A 19,423-nucleotide genomic window follows, 5' to 3' on the forward strand; every position below is an offset into this window, starting at 1 on the left:
GCGGGGCGAAACCAGCGCGCCCTACAGCCACGATGCGCAAGGCGACGACGTTTACCAGGACGCCGGTGAGATCAGCCTGGGTATCAAGTCCGCCGTCGATGTCGATGGCCGTGCTTTCGAGAACCTGCAGCTGGGTGATGCCGCGTCGGTCAAAGTCACCGACACCACCGACGAAGTCATCGCCAAGCTGACCGCTACGCCTTCGGTCACCGAAGGAGGCGAGATTACGTACACCGTCACCCTGACCAACAAAGACGGTTTGCCAATCAACAACCACTCGCCGCTCTACTTCACCCTGAGCGACGGCAAAACGGTCATCACAGTGCCAGCCAACGGCACCGTCGGTACGGCCACTGTTACTGCTCCGGATAATGTCTACGTGGGCAGCAACACCCCGGTAGAGCAGAGCCTGCAATCGGTCAGCGGCGCAGACGCGTGGAAGTTCGAGCAACTGACCTTGGACAAGACCCCGGTCAGCACTACGGTTACCGACGAGCCAGGTACTCCGGGCAACGAAGGCGACGTGGTCAAAGTCACCATCACCGCTGACCAGGTATCGGTCGCCGAGAACGTCCAACCGAGCTTCACCGTTCACATCAACACTGCCCTGGACCACGACCTGGTCGTGACCCTGAGCAACAATGCCACCGTCACCATCAAGGCTGGCGAAACCAGCGCGCCCTACAGCCACGATGCGCAAGGCGACGACGTTTACCAGGACGCCGGTGAGATCAGCCTGGGTATCAAGTCCGCCGTCGATGTCGATGGCCGTGCTTTCGAGAACCTGCAGCTGGGTGATGCCGCGTCGGTCAAAGTCACCGACACCACCGACGAAGTCATCGCCAAGCTGACCGCTACGCCTTCGGTCACCGAAGGAGGCGAGATTACGTACACCGTCACCCTGACCAACAAAGACGGTTTGCCGATCAACAATCACTCGCCGCTGTACTTCACCTTGAGTGACGGTAAAACGGTCATTACCGTCCCGGCCAACAGCACCACCGGTTTCACCACCGTTACTGCACCAGACAACGTTTATGTCGGCACTAACGCCCCGGTTGAGCAGAGCTTGCAAGCGGTCAGCGGCGCAGACGCCTGGAAGTTCGAACAACTCACCTTGGACAAGACCCCGGTCAGCACCACGGTGACCGACGAGCCAGGTACCCCAGGCAACGAAGGTGATCTGGTCAAGGTCACTATCACCGCTGACCAAGTCTCGGTTGCCGAGAACGTGAAGCCGACCTTCACCGTTCACATCAACACCGCGCTGGCGCACGACCTGGTCGTGACCCTGAGCAACAATGCCACGGTTACCATCAAGGCCGGTGAAACCAGCGCGCCGTACGCTCACGACGCGCAGGGCGACGACGTTTACAAAGATGCCGGTGAGATCAACTTGGGCATCAAGTCCGCCGTCGATGTAGACGGTCGTGCCTTCGAAAACCTGCAGTTGGGCGATGCGGCGTCGGTCAAAGTCACCGATACCACCGACGACGTGGTTGCCAAACTGACCGCTACCCCTTCGGTGACCGAAGGTGGCGAGATCACCTACACCATCACGCTGACCAACAAAGACGGTCTGCCGATCGACAAACACTCGGCCCTGACTTTCACCCTGAGCGACGGCACCACCGTCATTACCGTGCCGGCCAACAGCACTGTTGGCACTGTCACTGTCACTGCTCCGGACAACGACTACGTCGGTGCGAACGACCCAGTGATCAAGTCGATCGCTTCGGTTGATGGCGCTGATGTCGGTAAGTTCGAGAACCTGGTTCTGGACAAAACCCCAGTCAGCACCGCTGTCACCGACGAGCCAGGTACTCCGGGCAACGAAGGCGATCTGGTCAAGGTCACCATCACGGCCGATCAGGTTTCGGTTGCCGAGAACGTGAAGCCGACCTTCACCGTCCACATCAACACCGCGCTGGCGCACGACCTGGTCGTGACCCTGAGCAACAATGCCACGGTTACCATCAAGGCCGGTGAAACCAGCGCGCCGTACGCTCACGACGCGCAGGGCGACGACGTTTACAAAGATGCCGGTGAGATCAACTTGGGCATCAAGTCCGCCGTCGATGTAGACGGTCGTGCCTTCGAAAACCTGCAGTTGGGCGATGCGGCGTCGGTCAAAGTCACCGATACCACCGACGACGTGGTTGCCAAACTGACCGCTACCCCTTCGGTGACCGAAGGTGGCGAGATCACCTACACCATCACGCTGACCAACAAAGACGGTCTGCCGATCGACAAACACTCGGCCCTGACTTTCACCCTGAGCGACGGCACCACGGTCATTACTGTGCCGGCCAACAGCACCTCGGGCTTCGTCACCGTTACCGCGCCTGACAACGTTTACGTTGGGACTAACGCGCCGGTTGAGCAGAGCCTGCAAGCAGTCAGCGGCGCTGATGCTTGGAAGTTCGAAAACCTCGTTCTGGATAAGACGCCGGTCAGCACTACTGTGACCGACGAGCCGGGCACCCCAGGCAACGAAGGCGACGTGGTCAAAGTCACCATCACTGCTGACCAGGTCTCGGTTGCCGAGAACGTCAAACCGACCTTCACCGTCCACATCAACACCGCGTTGGCGCACGACCTGGTCGTGACCCTGAGCAACAACGCTCAGGTCACCATCAAGGCTGGTGAGACTTCGAGCGAGCCTTACACCCACGATGCGCAGGGCGACGACGTCTATAAGGACGCCGGCGAAATCAGTCTGGGTATCAAATCGGCAGTAGACATCGATGGTCGCGCCTTCGAGAACCTGCAACTGGGCGACGCGGCGTCGGTCAAAGTCACCGATACCACCGACGATGTCATTGCCAAACTGACTGCTACCCCTTCGGTGACCGAAGGTGGCGAGATCACCTATACCGTTACGCTGACCAACAAAGACGGTCTGCCGATCGACAACCACGCGCCGTTGTACTTCACCCTGAGTGACGGCAAAACGGTCATTACCGTAGCGGCCAACAGCACCAGCGGTTTCACTACCGTGACTGCGCCTGACAACGTTTACGTTGGCACCAACGCGCCGGTAGAGCAGAGCCTGCAAGCAGTCAGCGGCGCTGATGCTTGGAAGTTCGAAAACCTCGTTCTGGACAAGACGCCGGTCAGCACTACGGTCACCGACGAGCCGGGTACACCAGGCAACGAAGGTGATGTGGTCAAGGTCACTATCACCGCAGACCAAGTCTCGGTTGCGGAAAACGTCAAACCGACCTTCACTGTGCACATCAACACCGCCCTGGCGCACGATCTGGTCGTGACCCTGAGCAACAATGCTCAGGTCACCATCAAGGCCGGTGAAACCAGCAGCGAACCTTACACCCACGACGCGCAGGGCGACGACGTCTACAAAGACGCCGGTGAAATCGGCCTGGGTATCAAATCGGCGGTCGATGTTGACGGTCGGACCTTTGAAAACCTGCAGCTGGGCGAGGCGGCGTCGGTCAAAGTCACCGACACCACCGACGATGTTATCGCCAAGCTGACCGCTACCCCTTCGGTGACCGAAGGTGGCGAGATCACCTATACCGTTACGCTGACCAACAAAGACGGTCTGCCGATCGATAACCACTCGCCGTTGTACTTCACCCTGAGTGACGGCAAAACGGTCATCACTGTGCCGGCCAACAGCACCTCGGGCTTCGTCACCGTTACCGCGCCTGACAACGTTTACGTTGGGACCAACGCGCCGGTAGAGCAGAGCCTGCAAGCAGTCAGCGGCGCTGATGCTTGGAAGTTCGAAAACCTCGTTCTGGATAAGACGCCGGTCAGCACTACTGTGACTGACGAGCCGAGCACCCCAGGCAACGAAGGCGACGTGGTCAAAGTCACCATCACTGCTGACCAAGTCTCGGTTGCCGAGAACGTGAAGCCGACCTTCACCGTCCACATCAATACCGCCCTGGCCCACGACCTGGTCGTGACCCTGAGCAACAATGCTCAGGTCACCATCAAGGCGGGCGAAACCAGCGCGCCGTATAGCCACGACGCGCAGGGCGACGACGTCTACAAAGACGCCGGCGAAATCAGCCTGGGTATCAAGTCCGCCGTCGATGTCGACGGTCGTGCCTTTGAAAACCTGCAACTGGGCGATGCGGCGTCGGTCAAAGTCACCGACACCACCGACGACGTGGTTGCCAAGCTGACCGCCACACCTTCGGTCACCGAAGGTGGTGCAATCACTTACACCATCACCCTGACCAACAAAGATGGTCTGCCGATCGATAAACATTCGGCGCTGACCTTCACGCTGAGCGACGGCACCACCGTGATCACCGTGCCAGCCAATGGCACCTCGGGCTCTGTGACTGTCACTGCTCCGGACAACGTTTACACCGGCACCAACGACCCAGTGATCAAGTCGATCGCTTCGGTTGATGGCGCCGATGTTGGCAAGTTCGAAAACCTGGTTCTCGACAAGACCCCGGTCAGCACCGCTGTCACCGACGAGCCGGGTACTCCAGGCAACGAAGGCGATCTGGTCAAAGTTACTATCACCGCTGACCAAGTCTCGGTTGCCGAGAACGTGAAGCCGACCTTCACCGTCCACATCAACACCGCGCTGGCGCACGACCTGGTCGTGACCCTGAGCAACAATTCCACCGTCACCATCAAGGCCGGTGAAACCAGCGCGCCGTACGCTCACGACGCGCAGGGCGACGACGTTTACAAAGATGCCGGTGAGATCAACCTGGGCATCAAGTCGGCAGCCGACATCGATGGCCGTGCCTTCGAGAACCTGCAACTGGGTGATGCCGCGTCGGTCAAAGTCACCGATACCGCCGATGACGTGGTGGCCAAGCTGACTGCTACGTCTTCGGTTACCGAAGGTGGCGAGATCACCTACACCGTCACCCTGACCAACAAAGACGGTCTGCCGATCGACAACCACGCGCCGTTGTACTTCACCCTGAGTGACGGCAAAACGGTCATCACTGTCCCGGCTAACAGCACCAGCGGTTTCACCACCGTGACTGCACCGGACAACGTCTACGTCGGCACCAACGCACCGGTAGAGCAGAGCTTGCAAGCAGTCAGCGGCGCTGATGCGTGGAAGTTCGAGAACCTGGTTCTGGACAAGACCCCGGTCAGCACTACGGTCACCGACGAGCCGGGTACACCAGGCAACGAAGGTGATGTGGTCAAGGTCACTATCACCGCAGACCAGGTTTCGGTCGCAGAGAACGTGAAGCCGACCTTCACTGTGCACATCAACACCGCCCTGGCGCACGACCTGGTCGTGACCCTGAGCAACAATGCTCAGGTCACCATCAAGGCCGGTGAAACCAGCAGCGAACCTTACACCCACGACGCGCAGGGCGACGACGTCTACAAAGACGCCGGTGAAATCGGCTTGGGTATCAAATCGGCGGTCGATGTTGACGGTCGGACCTTTGAAAACCTGCAGCTGGGCGAGGCGGCGTCGGTCAAAGTCACCGACACCACCGACGATGTTATCGCCAAGCTGACCGCTACCCCTTCGGTGACCGAAGGTGGCGAGATCACCTATACCGTTACGCTGACCAACAAAGACGGTCTGCCGATCGATAACCACGCGCCGTTGTACTTCACCCTGAGTGACGGCAAAACGGTCATCACTGTCCCGGCTAACAGCACCAGCGGTTTCACCACCGTGACTGCACCGGACAACGTCTACGTCGGCACCAACGCACCGGTTGAGCAGAGCTTGCAAGCAGTCAGCGGCGCTGATGCGTGGAAGTTCGAGAACCTGGTTCTGGACAAGACGCCGGTCAGCACTACGGTCACTGACGAGCCAGGTACTCCGGGCAACGAAGGCGACCTGGTCAAGGTCACCATCACCGCCGACCAGGTTTCGGTCGCAGAGAACGTGAAGCCGACCTTCACCGTCCACATCAACGCTGCCCTGGACCACGACCTTGTCGTGACCCTGAGCAACAACGAAGTTGTGACCATCAAGGCCGGCGAAACCAGCGCGCCGTACAGCCACGCTGCACAGGGCGACGACGTCTACAAAGACGCCGGCGAAATCAGCCTGGGCATCAAGTCGGCAGCAGACATCGGCGGCCGTGCCTTCGAGAACCTGCAGCTGGGCGATGCGGCGTCGGTCAAAGTCACTGACACCACCGACGACGTGGTGGCCAAGCTGACTGCAACGCCTTCGGTCACCGAAGGTGGTGCGATCACCTACACCATCACCCTGACCAACAAAGACGGTCTGCCGATCGATAAACACTCGGCCCTGACCTTCACCCTGAGCGATGGCACCACCGTCATCACCGTCCCGGCCAACAGCACCAGCGGTTTCGTCACCGTGACTGCTCCGGACAACGTCTACACCGGCACCAACGACCCAGTGATCAAGTCGATCGCTTCGGTTGATGGCGCCGATGTTGGCAAGTTCGAAAACCTGGTCCTGGACAAGACCCCGGTCAGCACCGCTGTCACCGACGAGCCAGGTACTCCGGGCAACGAAGGCGACCTGGTCAAGGTCACTATCACCGCTGACCAGGTCTCGGTTGCCGAGAACGTGAAGCCGACCTTCACCGTCCACATCAACACCGCGCTGGCGCACGACCTGGTCGTGACCCTGAGCAACAACGCCACCGTCACCATCAAGGCCGGCGAAACCAGCGCGCCGTACAGCCATGCTGCGCAAGGCGACGACGTCTATAAGGACGCCGGTGAAATCAGCCTGGGCATCAAGTCCGCCGTCGATGTAGACGGTCGCGCCTTCGAGAACCTGCAGCTGGGCGACGCGGCGTCGGTCAAAGTCACCGACACCACTGACGATGTCATTGCCAAGCTGACCGCTACCCCTTCGGTGACCGAAGGTGGCGAGATCACCTACACCATCACGCTGACCAACAAAGACGGTCTGCCGATCGATAAACATTCGGCGCTGACCTTCACCCTGAGCGATGGCACCACGGTCATCACCGTGCCAGCCAATGGCACCTCGGGCTTCGTGACTGTCACTGCTCCGGACAACGTTTACACCGGCACCAACGATCCAGTGATCAAATCGATCGCCAGCGTCGACGGCGCTGATGTCGGCAAGTTCGAGAACCTGGTTCTGGACAAGACTCCGGTCAGCACTGCTGTTACCGACGAGCCTGGTTCGGGCACCCCAGGCACTGGCAACGGTGGCGACCTGGTCAAGGTCACCATCACTGCCGACCAGGTCTCGGTCGCTGAAAACGTTAAACCGACCTTCACCGTTCACATCAACGCTGCCCTGGACCACGACCTTGTCGTGACCCTGAGCAACAACGAAGTTGTGACCATCAAGGCCGGCGAAACCAGCGCGCCGTACAGCCATGCTGCACAGGGCGACGACGTCTACAAAGATGCCGGCGAAATCAGCCTGGGCATCAAGTCGGCAGCAGACATCGACGGCCGTGCCTTCGAGAACCTGCAGCTGGGCGATGCGGCGTCGGTCAAAGTCACCGATACCACCGATGACGTGGTGGCCAAGCTGACCGCTACTCCTTCTGTCACCGAAGGTGGTGCGATCACCTACACCATCACCTTGACCAACAAAGACGGTCTGCCGATTGATAAACATTCGGCGCTGACCTTCACCCTGAGCGATGGCACCACGGTCATCACCGTCCCGGCCAACAGCACCAGCGGTTTCACCACCGTGGCTGCCCCGGACAACGTCTACACCGGCACCAACGACCCAGTAATCAAGTCGATCGCTTCGGTTGATGGCGCCGATGTCGGCAAGTTCGAGAACCTGGTCCTGGACAAGACCCCGGTCAGCACCGCTGTCACCGACGAGCCAGGTACTCCAGGCAACGAAGGCGATCTGGTCAAAGTCACCATTACTGCCGACCAGGTTTCGGTCGCTGAAAACGTTAAACCGACCTTCACCGTCCACATCAATACCGCCCTGGATCACGACCTTGTCGTGACCCTGAGCAACAACGAAGTTGTGACCATCAAGGCTGGCGAAACCAGCGCGCCGTACAGCCACGCTGCACAGGGCGACGACGTCTACAAAGACGCCGGCGAAATCAGCCTGGGTATCAAGTCCGCCGCCGATGTCGATGGCCGTGCCTTCGAGAACTTGCAGCTGGGCGACGCGGCGTCGGTCAAAGTCACCGACACCACTGACGATGTCATTGCCAAGCTGACCGCTACCCCTTCGGTGACCGAAGGTGGCGAGATCACCTACACCATCACGCTGACCAACAAAGACGGTCTGCCGATCGATAAACATTCGGCCCTGACCTTCACCCTGAGCGACGGCACCACCGTCATCACCGTGCCAGCCAATGGCACTTCGGGCTTTGTGACTGTCACTGCTCCGGACAACGTTTACACCGGTACCAACGATCCAGTGATCAAATCGATCGCCAGCGTTGACGGCGCTGATGTCGGCAAGTTCGAGAACCTGGTTCTGGACAAGACGCCGGTCAGCACTGCTGTTACCGACGAGCCTGGTTCGGGCACCCCAGGCACTGGCAACGGTGGCGACCTGGTCAAGGTCACCATCACTGCCGACCAGGTCTCGGTCGCTGAAAACGTTAAACCGACCTTCACCGTTCACATCAACGCTGCCCTGGACCACGACCTTGTCGTGACCCTGAGCAACAACGAAGTTGTCACCATCAAGGCCGGTGAAACCAGCGCGCCGTACGCTCACGACGCGCAGGGCGACGACGTTTACAAAGATGCCGGTGAGATCAACTTGGGCATCAAGTCCGCCGTCGATGTAGACGGTCGTGCCTTCGAAAACCTGCAGTTGGGCGATGCGGCGTCGGTCAAAGTCACCGATACCACCGACGACGTGGTTGCCAAACTGACCGCTACCCCTTCGGTGACCGAAGGCGGTGCAATCACTTACACCATCACGCTGACCAACAAAGACGGTCTGCCGATCGACAAACACTCGGCGCTGACCTTCACGCTGAGCGACGGGACAACCGTCATTACCGTGCCGGCCAACAGCACTGTTGGCACTGTCACTGTCACTGCTCCGGACAACGACTACGTCGGTGCGAACGACCCAGTGATCAAGTCGATCGCTTCGGTTGATGGCGCTGATGTCGGTAAGTTCGAGAACCTGGTCCTGGACAAGACCCCGGTCAGCACCGCTGTCACCGACGAGCCAGGCTCTGGCACTCCAGGCACTGGCAACGGTGGCGACTTGGTCAAGGTCACTATCACCGCTGACCAGGTCTCGGTTGCCGAGAACGTGAAGCCAACCTTCACCGTCCACATCAACACCGCGCTGGCGCACGACCTGGTCGTGACCCTGAGCAACAACGCCACCGTCACCATCAAGGCGGGCGAAACCAGCGCGCCGTATAGCCACGACGCGCAGGGCGACGACGTCTACAAAGACGCCGGCGAAATCAGCCTGGGTATCAAGTCCGCCGTCGATGTCGACGGTCGTGCCTTTGAAAACCTGCAACTGGGTGATGCGGCGTCGGTCAAAGTGACTGACACCACCGACGACGTTGTGGCCAAACTGACCGCTACTCCTTCGGTCACCGAAGGCGGTGCGATCACCTACACCATCACCTTGACCAACAAAGACGGTCTGCCGATCGACAAGCACTCGGCCCTGACTTTCACCCTGAGCGACGGCACCACGGTCATTACTGTGCCGGCCAACAGCACCTCGGGCTTCGTCACCGTTACTGCGCCTGACAACGTCTACACCGGCACCAACGACCCAGTGATCAAGTCGATCGCTTCGGTTGATGGCGCCGATGTCGGCAAGTTCGAAAACCTGGTTCTGGACAAGACCCCGGTCAGCACCGCTGTCACCGACGAGCCAGGCTCTGGCACTCCAGGCACTGGCAACGGTGGCGACCTGGTCAAGGTCACCATCACCGCCGATCAGGTCTCGGTTGCCGAGAACGTCAAACCGACCTTCACCGTTCACATCAACGCTGCCTTGGACCACGACCTTGTCGTGACCCTGAGCAACAACGAAGTCGTGACCATCAAGGCCGGCGAAACCAGTGCGCCGTATAGCCACGATGCGCAAGGCGACGACGTTTACAAAGACGCCGGCGAAATCAGCCTGGGTATCAAGTCGGCAGCAGACATCGATGGCCGCGCCTTCGAGAACCTGCAGCTGGGTGGGGCCGCGTCGGTCAAAGTGACTGACACCACTGACGACGTAGTGGCCAAGCTGACTGCAACACCTTCGGTCACCGAAGGTGGTGCGATCACCTACACCATCACGCTGACCAACAAAGACGGTCTGCCGATCGACAAGCACTCGGCCCTGACCTTCACCTTGAGCGACGGCACCACGGTCATCACCGTGCCAGCCAATGGCACTTCGGGCTTCGTGACTGTCACTGCTCCGGACAACGTTTACACCGGCACCAACGATCCAGTGATCAAATCGATCGCCAGCGTCGACGGCGCTGATGTCGGCAAGTTCGAGAACCTGGTTCTGGACAAAACCCCAGTCAGCACCGCTGTCACCGACGAGCCGGGTACTCCAGGCAACGAAGGCGATCTGGTCAAAGTCACCATTACTGCCGACCAGGTTTCGGTTGCTGAAAACGTTAAACCGACCTTCACCGTTCACATCAACGCTGCCCTGGACCACGACCTGGTCGTGACCCTGAGCAACAACGAAGTCGTGACCATCAAGGCCGGCGAAACCAGCGCGCCGTACAGCCATGCTGCGCAAGGCGACGACGTCTATAAGGACGCCGGTGAAATCAGCCTGGGCATCAAGTCGGCAGCAGACATCGACGGCCGTGCCTTCGAGAACCTGCAGCTGGGCGATGCGGCGTCGGTCAAAGTCACCGATACCACCGACGACGTTGTGGCCAAACTGACCGCTACTCCTTCGGTCACCGAAGGCGGTGCGATCACCTACACCATCACCTTGACCAACAAAGACGGTCTGCCGATCGACAAGCACTCGGCCCTGACTTTCACCCTGAGCGACGGCACCACGGTCATTACTGTGCCGGCCAACAGCACCTCGGGCTTCGTCACCGTTACTGCGCCTGACAACGTCTACACCGGCACCAACGACCCAGTGATCAAGTCGATCGCTTCGGTTGATGGCGCTGATGTCGGCAAGTTCGAGAACCTGGTTCTGGACAAAACCCCAGTCAGCACCGCTGTCACCGACGAGCCGGGTACTCCAGGCAACGAAGGCGATCTGGTCAAAGTCACCATTACTGCCGACCAGGTTTCGGTTGCTGAAAACGTTAAACCGACCTTCACCGTTCACATCAACGCTGCCCTGGACCACGACCTGGTCGTGACCCTGAGCAACAACGAAGTCGTGACCATCAAGGCCGGCGAAACCAGCGCGCCGTACAGCCATGCTGCGCAAGGCGACGACGTCTATAAGGACGCCGGTGAAATCAGCCTGGGCATCAAGTCGGCAGCAGACATCGACGGCCGTGCCTTCGAGAACCTGCAGCTGGGCGATGCGGCGTCGGTCAAAGTCACCGATACCACCGACGACGTTGTGGCCAAACTGACCGCTACTCCTTCGGTCACCGAAGGCGGTGCGATCACCTACACCATCACCTTGACCAACAAAGACGGTCTGCCGATCGACAAGCACTCGGCCCTGACCTTCACCCTGAGCGACGGCACCACCGTCATCACCGTGCCAGCCAATGGCACCTCGGGCTTCGTGACTGTCACTGCTCCGGACAACGTTTACACCGGTAGCAACGATCCAGTGATCAAATCGATCGCCAGCGTCGACGGCGCTGATGTCGGCAAGTTCGAGAACCTGGTTCTGGACAAGACTCCGGTCAGCACCGCTGTCACCGACGAGCCTGGTTCGGGCACCCCAGGCACTGGCAACGGTGGCGACCTGGTCAAGGTCACCATCACTGCCGACCAGGTCTCGGTCGCTGAAAACGTTAAACCGACCTTCACCGTTCACATCAACGCTGCCCTGGACCACGATCTGGTCGTGACCCTGAGCAACAACGAAGTTGTGACCATCAAGGCCGGTGAAACCAGCGCGCCGTACAGCCATGCTGCGCAAGGCGACGACGTCTATAAGGACGCCGGTGAAATCAGCCTGGGTATCAAGTCGGCAGCAGACATCGATGGCCGCGCCTTCGAGAACCTGCAGCTGGGTGGGGCCGCGTCGGTCAAAGTGACTGACACCACCGACGACGTTGTGGCCAAACTGACCGCTACTCCTTCGGTCACCGAAGGCGGTGCGATCACCTACACCATCACCTTGACCAACAAAGACGGTCTGCCGATTGATAAACATTCGGCCCTGACCTTCACGCTGAGCGACGGCACCACGGTCATTACTGTGCCGGCCAACAGCACCAGCGGTTTCGTCACCGTGACCGCGCCGGACAACGTCTACACCGGCACCAACGATCCAGTGATCAAATCGATCGCCAGCGTCGACGGCGCTGATGTCGGCAAGTTCGAGAACCTGGTTCTGGACAAAACCCCAGTCAGCACCGCTGTCACCGACGAGCCGGGTACTCCAGGCAACGAAGGCGATCTGGTCAAAGTCACCATTACTGCCGACCAGGTTTCGGTCGCTGAAAACGTCAAACCGACCTTCACTGTGCACATCAACACCGCCCTGGCGCACGACCTGGTCGTGACCCTGAGCAACAATGCTCAGGTCACCATCAAGGCCGGCGAAACCAGCGCGCCGTACAGCCACGCTGCACAGGGCGACGACGTCTATAAGGACGCCGGTGAAATCAGCCTGGGCATCAAGTCCGCCGTCGATGTAGACGGTCGCGCCTTCGAGAACCTGCAGCTGGGTGGGGCCGCGTCGGTCAAAGTCACTGACACCACCGACGACGTGGTGGCCAAACTGACCGCTACTCCTTCGGTCACCGAGGGCGGTGCGATCACCTACACCATCACCTTGACCAACAAAGACGGTCTGCCGATTGATAAACATTCGGCGCTGACCTTCACCCTGAGCGATGGCACCACGGTCATCACCGTCCCGGCCAACAGCACCAGCGGTTTCACCACCGTGTCTGCCCCGGACAACGTCTACACCGGCACCAACGACCCAGTAATCAAGTCGATCGCTTCGGTTGATGGCGCTGATGTTGGCAAGTTCGAAAACCTGGTCCTGGACAAGACCCCAGTCAGCACCGCTGTCACCGACGAACCAGGCTCGGGCACCCCGGGCACCGGTAACCAGGGCGACAAGGTCGAACTGAGCATCGTTGCCAACCAGGCCTCGGTCTTCGAGAACGAGAAGCCGACCTTTACCGTCAGCATCAAACAGGCCTTGGATCAGGACCTGACCGTACAGCTGACCGAAGGCAAGTCGGTGGTGATCAAGAAGGGCGAAACCTCGGCCATCTTCACCCACGACGCACAAGGCGAAGACGTGTACGTCGATGCCGGTTCGCTGACCGTCAGCATCACCGGCACCAGCGTGCCGGATGGCCGTCAGTTCGAGAACCTGGTCGTGAGCAAGCCTTCGGCCTCGGTGGACATCAAGGACACCTCGAACGAAGTCATCGCCAAGCTCACGGCAACCGAGTCGGTTACCGAAGGTGGCTCGATCGTCTACACCGTCACCCTGACCAGCAAGGATGGCCTGCCGGTCAACAACCACGGCGCGCTGACCTTCACCCTGAGCGATGGCAAGACCGTCATCACTGTGCCGGCCAACGGCACCGTGGGTACGGCTACCGTCGCTGCACCGGATAACGTCTACATCGGCCAGAGCTCCGTCAGCCAGACCCTGCAGTCGGTAGGCGGCGCCGGCGCCAGCAAGTTCGAAAACCTGACCCTGGACAAGGCCCCGGCCACCACCACGGTCAACGACGAGCCAGGCGTGGGCACCCCGGGCAGCAACAACCAGGGCGACAAGGTCGAACTGAGCATCGTTGCCAACCAGGCCTCGGTCTTCGAGAACGAGAAGCCGACCTTTACCGTCAGCATCAAACAGGCCCTGGACCAGGACCTGACCGTACAGCTGACCGAAGGCAAGTCGGTGGTGATCAAGAAGGGCGAAACCTCGGCCATCTTCACCCACGACGCACAAGGCGAAGACGTGTACGTCGATGCCGGTTCGCTGACCGTCAGCATCACCGGCACCAGCGTGCCGGATGGCCGTCAGTTCGAGAACCTGGTCGTGAGCAAGCCTTCGGCCTCGGTGGACATCAAGGACACTCAGAACGAAGTCATCGCCAAGCTGACTGCTACCCCTTCGGTTACCGAAGGCGGCGTGATCACCTACACCGTGACCCTGACCAGCAAGGACGGCCTGCCGATCAACAACCACGGCGCGCTGACCTTCACCCTGAGCGACGGCAAAACCATCGTCAACGTGCCGGCCAACAGTGCGACGGGCTTCGTCACTGTGGCTGCACCAGACGACGCCTACATCGGCCAGACCTCTGTCGGCCTGTCTCTGCAGTCGGTAGGCGGCGCCGGTGCCAGCAAGTTCGAGGCGCTGACGCTGGACAAGACCACGGCCACCACCGTGGTCAACGACGAGCCAGGTGTTGGTACACCAGGCACTGGCAACCAGGGCGATGTGACCACCATCGGCATCACCGGCACCACCTCGTTGACCGAAGGCGAAACCGGCCGCTACACGCTGACCCTGAGCAACCCGTCCAAGGCAGAAGTCACCGTTACCCTGACCTACAGCGGCACCGCCAACGGCCAGGATTACACCGCAGTCACCACCGTGAAGATCCCGGCCAACAGCAGCAGCGCCACGTTCGATATCAAGACCCTCGACGACAAGCTGGTTGAGGGTACCGAAAACTTCACCGTCAAGATCGAAACCGCTACCGGTGGCAACTTCGAGAACTTGCAGGTCGATGGCAGCAAGGCGAGCGTTACCACCAACATCCTCGACAACGACCATCTGCCGGTCTCCACTGGCGGTGCGGTCAATGGCGTGGAAGACACCGACTACCTGTTCGCCTGGAACGACTTCAAGGTCACCGATGCCGATGGCAACACCGGCCTGTTCGTGACCATCACCTCGCTGCCGGTCGACGGTAGCCTGAAGTTCTTCAACGGCACCGCGTGGGTCGATGTGGCCGTGGGCCAGGTGGTCAGCCAGGCCGATATCGGCAGCAAGTACCTCAAGTTCGTCCCGACGCTGAACCAGTCGGGCACCGATGGCTACGGCGGCTCGGGCGTCGGCAACAAGCAGGCTGACTACGCGCAGTTCAAGTACAAGCCGAACGACGGCACCAACTCGGGCAGCGAAGTGACCATGAAGGTCGACATCAGCCCGGTGGCCGACAAACCGACCCTGAGCTTCGGCAGCAGCGATGTCGAGTCCAAAGGCCTGACCAAGGACGTCTGGACCACCTTGAAAGGCCTGGGCACCGACGGCAACGGCATCACTGGCGATGCGCTGAAAACGGTGTTTGCCAACTCCGGTAATGCCGCCTCCAGCGCCACCACCACCAACGTGCAGTCCGATGGCAGCGTTACGGCTGGCAGCGGTTCGAAAACCTCGGGCCTGCTCTTCCTGGAGGCCGGCAAGACCTACACCTTCAGCGGCATCGCCGATGACAGCATGGTCGTCACCATTGGTGGCAAGACCGTGGTGACCGCGACTTGGGGCGCAGGTGGCCAGATTTCCGGCACCTTCACCCCAACGTCCAGCGGCTACTACCCGATCGAGGTGTACCACGCCAACCAGTCTGGCCCTGGTAGCTATGACCTGAACATCCAGGTGGGCTCCGGTGCTGTCACCGACCTGAGCAGCAGCAACATCCCGATGTACCAGAACGTGACCGAGATGGCCAACGCTGGCCTGGGCGTGTCCGACCTGCACAACGTCAATGGCCAAAGCTACTACGACGGCTACAAGCTTAACGAAGGGCCGGAAGGTGGCTCGGTCAAACTGGTTGGCATCACCACCAACCTGACCGACACCGATGGCTCCGAGACCTTGAGCGTGACCCTCAGCGGCATTCCGAAAGGGACTGTGCTGAGCGATGGTGCGGGCCACACCGTGACTGTCGGCGGCACGCCGGTGGACGTGACAGGCTGGAAACTCAGCGGCCTGACACTGACCCCGCCGGCCTACTACAAGGGCTCGTTCGACATCACCGTCACATCGACCGCCACCGAAAGCCTCGGCGGCTCGGACAGCATCACCGGCAAGATCCCGGTGACTGTCTACGGCGCCAACTACAAGGCCACGGTGGGCACCTCGGGTGATGACACCATCAATGGCAGCGAAGGCAACGACATCATCGTCGCCGACGTCGCTGGCCTGAACGTGGTGGCGGGCAAGAACTACAACATTGCCTTCATGGTCGACAGCTCGGGCAGTATGAGCACCCAGTCCGTCAATGCCGCCAAGGCGCAGTTGGCTGCGGTATTCCAGACGCTGAAAGCCAGCCTGGGCTCGGATACCTCGGGGACGGTGAATATCTTCATCGCCGACTTCGACACCCAGGTAAACAAGAACGTGGCGGTCAACCTTGCCGATACCGACGCACTGGCCAAGCTTCAGGCGGTGCTGGACTCAATGGTGGGTGGTTCAAGCTACGGCGGTGGTACCAACTATGAGGATGTGTTCAAGACCACGGCCAACTTCTTCAAGAGCACCATGGCTACCGGTAACAGCAGCGCGGAGAACCTGACCTACTTCATCACCGACGGTAAGCCGACCTATTACCAGGCCAATGAGACGACCAATTACCGCCTGTGGAGCGGCGGCAAGTACCTGGATGACGTGGTCAACGTCAACAACTACAAGGTGGGTGACACCTTCAGTGTCTGGGCCGACGCAACGCACAAAGTTGAAATCAATAGCGAAGGCACCCTCAAAGTGCTGACCTACACAGAAAACCGTTGGGGCAGCCTGGTGCTTGATTCCACCCGCACTGTCGGGACGATTCATGCTCAAGGGGATGGCACCTACGAGTTCTCCGGCCTGGGCGGTACCGGTTATGCCGATTCCTGGAACTACTGGGATTCGGCGAACAACACCTCTGCCAGCTTCGCCCTGTTGGGCGGGACTAACGGCGTAAGCAAGGTCCAGGCAATTGGTTTGAACAACGATGTCAGCCTGACCGACCTGAAGCCATACGACAGCGCCGGCAAGCCGCAGGCCAATATCGACCCATCCAACCTGGCCAGCGCGATCCTCGGGCATTCCGAGGCGACCCTGCCAGGCGCCGACAAGGTCGATGGCGGCAACGGCAACGACATCATCTTCGGTGACCTGATCAGCCTCAACGGTGTCGTCAGCGAGGGCTACCAGGCCCTGCAGGCGTACGTTGCGCAGAAGAGCGGTGTCGAGGCCAGTGCCATCACCACCAACAACGTTCACCAATACATCACCGAGCACTACACCGAGTTCGATATCTCCGGCGCCAACGACGGCAAGGACTTCCTGTCGGGCGGCAATGGCAACGATATCCTCTTCGGCCAAGGCGGCGATGACACCCTCGATGGTGGCAGAGGTAACGACATCCTCCTGGGCGGTACTGGCAAGGACATCCTGATCGGTGGCCAGGGCGACGATATCCTCATCGGCGGTAGCGGTGCCGACACCTTCGTGTGGAAGTCGGGCGACCTCGGCAATGACGTGATCAAGGACTTCAAGGTGGCCGAAGGCGACCGTATCGACCTGAAGGATCTGCTTCAGTTCGAGAAGGGCAGCACCATCGACAACTACCTGAAGATCACCACGGTGGACGGCTCCTCGACGCTGCAGGTCAGCAGCGAAGGCAAGCTCAACGCCGCCGGTGGCCTGGCCAACGCCGATGTGACGATCAAGCTGGAAGGGGTGAACTGGTCCAATACCTCGATCAACTCGTTGATCAGCGGTGGCGACCCGACCATCCGTATCGACAACAAGGACAGCTGATGCCCAGCCCACCCGGGCGGTCTGTATGACCGCCCGGGTGGGCGCCGGCTCTTTCCTGCCTTCCCGTGACAGCGCATACTCCTGCGCCGGGCCTGCGCGCCCGGAAATCTTTGCCTATGCTGCTGTCTACCAACAAGGAATCAACGTGACGAGGGACACCGCCATGTTCTACGTGCAACGCGACGCCACCGGCCAGTTGCTGCGGGTAGAAGCCGCTTCATACGAAGGGTTCAGCGAGATACTCCCCGCCGACAATGCCGAAATCCAGGAATGGTTCGGCGATGACGAAGTGGAAAACAGCCTCAAGCAGCTCAAGCAAAGCGACCTGGACATGATCCGCGTGCTCGAGGACTTGATCGATGTGCTGACCGCCAAGGGCGTCTTCAGCATCACCGACCTGCCTGCCGGGGCACAGGCCAAGTTGCTCAATCGTTCCAAGGCGCGCAAGGCGCTCGGCAGCTTGAACAACCTGATCGATGAAGAAGAGCAGGGCGGGTTGATCTGATACTGGATCAGCCCCCGATCCTCGGTGATATGGTTATTCAATAAAGGTATTTAAAATATCCTTCTTATGACTTTATAGTCACTCCCACTGCGTACCCGTCGACCAATCGATGCGCCGCACGACTTGAACCCACACGGGAAATCCCCGTGCGTTTCTGATCGTTGCGCGTACTTTGACGTCGCGCACTGCGTGGGAGTGAACCATGTCCGCCGCCTCGAACGCCTTGTCGTCCATCGACAGCGCCCAGCCGCAACACTTTGAAATCCGCCCGTTCTCCGGTGCCGTCGGGGCCGAGATCATTGGCCTTGACCTTGGCAAACCCGTCAACGCCGAGGATTTCACCCGCATTCATCGTGCCCACCTCGATCACCATGTACTGGTGTTCCGCGACCAGCGCATCACCCCTGAACAGCAAATCAGCTTCAGCCGCCGCTTCGGCGAGCTGCAGATCCATGTGCTCAAACAGTTTCTGCTGGCCGGGCACCCCGAGATCCTGATCGTTTCCAACATCATCGAAGATGGCCACAACATTGGCCTGGGTGATGCTGGCAAGTTCTGGCATTCGGACCTGTCGTACAAGACGCTCCCCAGCCTCGGTTCCATGCTGCATGCCCAGGAACTGCCCAGCGAGGGCGGCGATACCCTGTTCGCCGACATGCACAAGGCCTGGGACGCCGTACCCGAAGCCCTGCGCACCGTGATCGAGGGCCGCGCGGCCGCTCATTCCTACACGGCGCGTTATTCCGAAACCAAGTTCGAGGGCAACTGGCGCCCGACCCTGAGCGCCGAGCAGTTGGCCCAGGTGCAGGAAGTCATCCACCCGGTGGTACGTACCCACCCGGAAAACGGCCGCAAGGCGCTGTTCGTCAGTGAAGGCTTCACCACCCGCATCGTCGGCCTGCCAGCGGATGAAAGCCACGACGTGCTGCAACAGCTGTATGCCCTGAGCGTGCTCGAACAGAACATCTACCGCCATCAGTGGCAGCCCCACGACCTGGTGTTCTGGGACAACCGCTCGCTGATCCACCTCGCCACCGGCTGCCCCGCGCACCTGCGGCGCAAGCTGTACCGCACCACCATCCAGGGCGATGCCCCGTTCTGACGACTGAGGAAAC

The 19,423-nt window shown here is 60.1% G+C and carries 3 protein-coding genes; all 3 read left to right on the forward strand.

Translation table 11 applies throughout. The features are described from left to right. On the forward strand, positions 1–17,803 hold a 17,803-nt coding region (locus tag CKW22_RS20305; protein WP_095064924.1), incomplete at its 5' end, for an immunoglobulin-like domain-containing protein. A 163-nt stretch (positions 17,804–17,966) separates the two neighbouring features. Next, positions 17,967–18,308 (forward strand): hypothetical protein, encoded by a 342-nt coding sequence (locus tag CKW22_RS20310; RefSeq protein WP_033703347.1) that lies wholly within the window; start codon positions 17,967–17,969, stop codon positions 18,306–18,308. A 202-nt stretch (positions 18,309–18,510) separates the two neighbouring features. After that, the gene (locus CKW22_RS20315) at positions 18,511–19,410 is read left to right on the forward strand and encodes a TauD/TfdA family dioxygenase (protein ID WP_033703328.1); all 900 of its coding nucleotides are present in this window, start codon (positions 18,511–18,513) and stop codon (positions 19,408–19,410) included. Positions 19,411–19,423: the final 13 nt, after the last annotated feature.

Origin of the sequence: Pseudomonas sp. Irchel s3f19 (assembly GCF_900187555.1) — a bacterium.
In the GTDB taxonomy this organism is placed as follows: domain Bacteria; phylum Pseudomonadota; class Gammaproteobacteria; order Pseudomonadales; family Pseudomonadaceae; genus Aquipseudomonas; species Aquipseudomonas capeferrum.

Coding starts and splice junctions, on each gene's coding strand:
- CKW22_RS20310 (WP_033703347.1), top strand. CDS start 17,967: ATGTTCTACGTGCAACGCGACGCCACCGGCCAGTTGCTGCGGGTAGAA.
- CKW22_RS20315 (WP_033703328.1), top strand. CDS start 18,511: ATGTCCGCCGCCTCGAACGCCTTGTCGTCCATCGACAGCGCCCAGCCG.